Genomic DNA, 4,778 nt, shown 5'->3' with positions numbered 1-4,778 from the left:
AGTCCCCAGTTTTAATCGGCTCATTCGAGGTAATCATCACCATTGCATTGGGATAAAAACTTTCTAACGCCTGCTTGAATTTTTGTTCAAACCTTAAGCGATCGCCGCCCGTTAACGCCTTAAGTTTTTTGACCCCCTTGTAACTAACTGCCTCCTGGAGAATCACCAAAAGCTTGTCTTTAATATTCGCAGTCTCAAACTTATCCTTTTCCAAGATTTCTAAGTCAGTGATAAAGACATTCTCTATTCCAACAAGTGCGATCGCCAATTGGGTTAACGTTGACTTACCACTTCCACCCGGTCCGCACAAGGCCAAAAATTTCTGCCAATCGGCACGACCAGTAACAATCCCGTGTAAGAAAGCCCGAAGTAGCTCAACCAAACTAGCATCACCGTCCATCATTTCTAAAAGCCATTGCTTAATGGGTTCACAACCAGCCAAGGGATTATAGTCGTAGGGCAAACACCAAGTGAAATAATTTTGGGGGCTATGAGGGCTTAATTCCTTGGTTTTCATATCAAATACCCCATTGCGGAAGGGAATCAGTCCTTTTCGGGAATTTGTCGCCATTTTCCCTACTAGCATTCTTCTGGATAACCTTTTTGCGATCGCTTCAACAAAACTAAATTTATAGTCCGATACTTTAGGAATCTGTGCTTTTAATTGCTCTATTAGGTCTGATTTTTGTGTTTTATCCCGATTACTACTTCTTACAGCACCAATCGCTGTCTTTATTTGTTGAACGATGGTTTCTGCTTTATCCACCAACTCGTCTAGCTCTAGCATCAACCTCTGTTCTAGGCGTTCTTTGCTGATTAAACCCCATACTCCTGGCTTTTCAGCATTGTACAAGTACCAATCTTTTGTAGCCTCGTTAAAAACAAGTGTTTCTTTATATAGCTCAGCTAGATACTCACAGACCCTGTGTTCGTTCCATTTGGGTAAATCATGTTCCAACTGACTTAACTTAATTGGTGCAGGGTTAACGCTACGGGTTGCCCATAACTCAGTAAACCATTTCGGTCCATTAACTGCGATCGCATCATCGATCCCTTTTTCTGGTGTATCCCAACTTAGGAAGGTTACTTTACAGCAAGCATCACGGAAGCAGGATGCTAATCTTTCACGGGCTGTAATCACACTGGCCTGTGTTTTCAATTTCTCATCTTGGTCAAAGATAACTACGATCTCCCGTCCAGGTTGGGCAAAGTATTGGAGTTGTGGCAATAACTGGGGGATTCCTACGGAGTCTTTGGGTGAACCGTTCCATACTCCTGGGATGGATACCGCTACCTGACCTTGGGTTAGTAAGGCACCGGCTTTTTTAACACCTTCTACTACTGAGAGGGGTATTTGTGGGTTGTCCTTTACCCACTTCCAGAATAACTTATCTTTTAACCGTAGAAATTCCTTATATGTTATCCCCTCGGTCAGTATCCATTGTTCTCTAATCCTTTCTCTATATTCTTTCAATAAACCTGCTTTTTTGGCTACTTTTAACCCAATCTTATGGGAGACTTTAAGACAAATTGGTTGCACCGGTTCAAATGATGGAACCTCATATTTTCTAGTTTTCCCATCTTTGCCGACTTTAGGGGTGTTGGGTTTTAGTTGGCCCCATAACAAGTCTTCACCTGTTTCTGGGTCAATGGCGTTAACTGCCCATCCCCCTAATTCTAAATGGGCATTGGCTTTTAGTGTCCCGTTATTGATTCTTCCATCATTTCGACGGGATATCTTTTCTGAGTAGAGTAGGAAGTCAAAGGTGTCTGTGTTGATCAGCGATCGCACGTTCAAATATACGATTGAGGGTGCTACTGCGGAACCTTTAACCCATTCGTTGCGGTGTTGCTCGTTAATGTTGCTCATGATTTTCTCCAGTGTTTGTGTACTACTGGGGATGCTTATTTGTCATGACCACTTTGAATAACTTGACTTGGGCAATTAAGATAGAAGAGATGAATTATTGATTTTGTTCTGGACTGTCTAAAGCCGCTTGTAGCAAGCCTCAGAGCATACCAGTTGTTCTCTTGCCAAGTTTAATAATCGTAGCGGTTGTAAAACATCTCCAGTTTTTCCTAATCCAACTTAATCGAATATCTATCTGAATCTATGCTTTGGCGTACAAGCATAGCTATTAGTGAATGGCAGTGAGATAATTTGTCCCCTTGGGTGGTAGTGAGGGGCAATTTTTAAGCTGCGTCATTTTCTTGTTAACTCAGTGCTATACCCTTTAAAGAGGTCTAAGCCTGAGATAAAGAAAATAATCGGACGAGATTTAGGATTTATACCCTAATCTTCTCTTTTCTATCCAGAGTGGTTCCCTATAAAGACATAGGTTGCCCGTACCGCAAAATTCCTATATGATGGAGTTGCGGATGGATAGATTTTGGTTAATTACCACCGTGGCTAAAAATTTAATTTCTTTCTTATCTGTTTCAACTACCTCCGTTTGGTTGTGCAGAGATTCCAGGAAGAACCTTCCAATAGGAAACGCCGACGCATTCCCCAATGACTATCGGCGTTTCGGGGTTTTTGGAAGATTTTTTGCTTGAATCTCTGCTGTACATAACTATCCCAGTGTTAGGAATACCTCAAATATAGACCAAAACTAAACTCTCTACAACCGAGAACCAGAGGGGGAAAATCTTTGGTCTTTTTTGTTAACTTAGTTGGGCTAACACGGAAGCATACCAACGAAGTTGTTGGTAGCTAGTGCTGTCCATATTTTTACCTGTCGAAAGACTAATTTCTGAAAACTTAGATCCTTTCACGGTTGGGATGTACTCAGTAAACTGATTCATAAAATTTTATGGCTTATGTTTGTTTCTTAAGGTTTCAACAACAAAGCAGGTAATCGAAGCACCGCCGTAACGATTCCCCCGATAACGGCACTAACACCACCGACAATGAGAGGAAGGATTAAGGAACGGAAGCCCTTAAGGTCAGATACTTCTTTAACAAGAGTATTTTGGACAATTTTCATGTCTCTAACGTCTTCTTTAAGGTTTTTCACATCTGTGTCAACGGCTGTCAACTTAACTTTGATGTCTCCTATCTCTTCTGATTGCTTATCAAGCTTGTCCTCAATTCTTATCAGGATGTCGGCTAGGTCAAAACTAACGGTAACAGGTTCATTCATAAGTTAGACTCCGAATTTTCAAAAAAATAACTTAGCCTCAAGGAAGTCAGGGAAAAATTTTGAATACTAAACAGAAATTAATCATTAAAAACTTCCACTTCTTCTATTAAGTCTTCTGGCTTGCAATCAAGAGCGTTACACATATCAATTACTGCTTTGACCCAGTCCATTCCCGTGCGTCCATGTTCCCAGTTTCTGACGGTTGTTTCAGTTTTTTGAATAGCACGAGCTAATTCTGATTGAGACATACCCTTTTTTTGCCTTAGTTCTTTTATTCGTGACACAATTATTTTTCCCATACAGGGTTTATACAATAAGTATAGCACTAATATCTCTGTATAAAATTCTTGACACCGTAAAGAGCTTTACGCTATACTAAGACAAAGAAAAGCGATCGCTTTCCGTCCAAAGTCAACGATCGCCTTTCTCTCACCTAAATAAATAAGGATATATCTATCATGTCACAGCATACACAGGTGCGCCACACCTGCGAACAGTGTCCCATGTTCAAAAGTTATGAAGGGGACACAAGATCAAGGGGTACTTGTACCTTATTTGACCGAGTTACCCGTAGTCACTGGCCACAGACTCAAGATTGTAGGAATGCGTTACAAGAGGTCGTATTGCACCTTTATTCGGAAGAAGAAGAACAAGATCCAGACTTCGGACATTTTGAACCTGTACAAGAGATTGAACTAAGTCTTTTCCTATCTGAAATAACAAAACAAGCTGTTAAAAAAGCCTTTCAAACATACCAGGATATGTACCAAGGATTTTATTTAGCTTACTACCATCCATGTCAACAGGATGCGGAATTTTAGGTAACAAAAAAGGGGATTAATTTCCCCTTCTAATAACGACCTAACTTTTAAAGCATTACTCATGTGGCAATCATTTGTACAACTCTACAGTACCTCAAAAAATAAGTCAATTACCTTCAGAGAAAAGACATGAAACTAGCAGAGATTTTGAACAACTTAGCACAACCAGTTCCTAAACAGAAGATTAGTAAAAAAGGAATATTTAAAGACAAGAAAGAGATTGATGAAATTGATTATATAGCTTGGTACAACCTGTGCGATCTACTTGAGGAACGGTGTGGAATTGACGGCTGGTCGTGGTCGGTTAAAGACATTAATCAGATTAGTAATCGTCTTACTTTAACGGGAGTTCTTACTATTTATGGGGATGACAAATCACTTACAAGGGAAGCAACTGGAACCGAAGATGTTGATTGTTCTCAGTATGGTGATCCATCGAGTAATTCTGAAGCTATGGCATTAAGGAGATGCTGTGCAAAGTTCGGTTTAGGAAGAGACTTATGGAGAAAGAAAAGTAAGTTAAATGGGAATTATTCTCAAACTTCTTCCCTATCTACTATCACCAAATTAACCAAAAATAGCCCCGAATATTGGGCTAATGAGGGTAAACAAGATGCCTTGAACGGGCTAGAACCACAGCACCCGAAGATTAAGCCTTACATGAATGGCTACAATCAAAATGCCTCAACTCAAGAAGAAGAGGAATACAATTTTGCAGAGCATTACTAACAGTAATCAAAAGCCCCTAAGAAAAGAAAATCTAACCTGTATTATTCATGAAGAAAAAACAAAACCTAAAAAATAAGGAATTGGC

The 4,778-nt window shown here is 40.0% G+C and carries 6 protein-coding genes; 2 read left to right on the top strand and 4 right to left on the bottom strand.

What is annotated here, in order from left to right:
* From P9B04_RS14510 to P9B04_RS14495, 4 genes are all read right to left on the bottom strand, one after another.
* Window positions 1-1,870, bottom strand: a 1,870-nt coding sequence (locus P9B04_RS14510) for a DUF3854 domain-containing protein (RefSeq protein ID WP_342055700.1), incomplete at its 3' end; no start/stop codon positions are given.
* 794 nt (window positions 1,871-2,664) lie between these two features.
* Window positions 2,665-2,805 carry a hypothetical protein gene (locus tag P9B04_RS14505; RefSeq protein ID WP_342055699.1) on the bottom strand — a complete coding sequence of 47 codons (141 nt, stop codon included), beginning with the start codon at window positions 2,803-2,805 and terminating at the stop codon, window positions 2,665-2,667.
* A gap of 26 nt (window positions 2,806-2,831) precedes the next feature.
* A complete protein-coding gene (locus tag P9B04_RS14500; protein WP_342055698.1) occupies window positions 2,832-3,143 on the bottom strand; it encodes a shikimate dehydrogenase in 312 nt (103 codons plus the stop codon).
* A 77-nt stretch (window positions 3,144-3,220) separates the two neighbouring features.
* Complete coding sequence (locus P9B04_RS14495; RefSeq protein ID WP_342055697.1) at window positions 3,221-3,442, bottom strand: helix-turn-helix transcriptional regulator; 222 nt, start codon at window positions 3,440-3,442, stop codon at window positions 3,221-3,223.
* Window positions 3,443-3,601: 159 nt separating this feature from the next.
* On the opposite strand from P9B04_RS14495, the gene P9B04_RS14490 reads away from it, so the two are divergent.
* Window positions 3,602-3,964, top strand: coding sequence for a hypothetical protein (locus P9B04_RS14490; protein WP_342055696.1), 363 nt, complete (start codon window positions 3,602-3,604; stop codon window positions 3,962-3,964).
* A gap of 129 nt (window positions 3,965-4,093) precedes the next feature.
* Window positions 4,094-4,693, top strand: a complete 600-nt coding sequence (locus tag P9B04_RS14485) for a Rad52/Rad22 family DNA repair protein (RefSeq protein ID WP_342055695.1) — start codon at window positions 4,094-4,096, stop codon at window positions 4,691-4,693.
* Window positions 4,694-4,778 lie beyond the last annotated feature (85 nt).

Origin of the sequence: Crocosphaera sp. Alani8 (assembly GCF_038442745.1) — a bacterium.
Lineage (GTDB): Bacteria > Cyanobacteriota > Cyanobacteriia > Cyanobacteriales > Microcystaceae > Crocosphaera.
The sequence above is the reverse complement of the archived record's forward strand: the minus strand, read 5'-3'. Positions and strand labels throughout refer to the sequence as shown.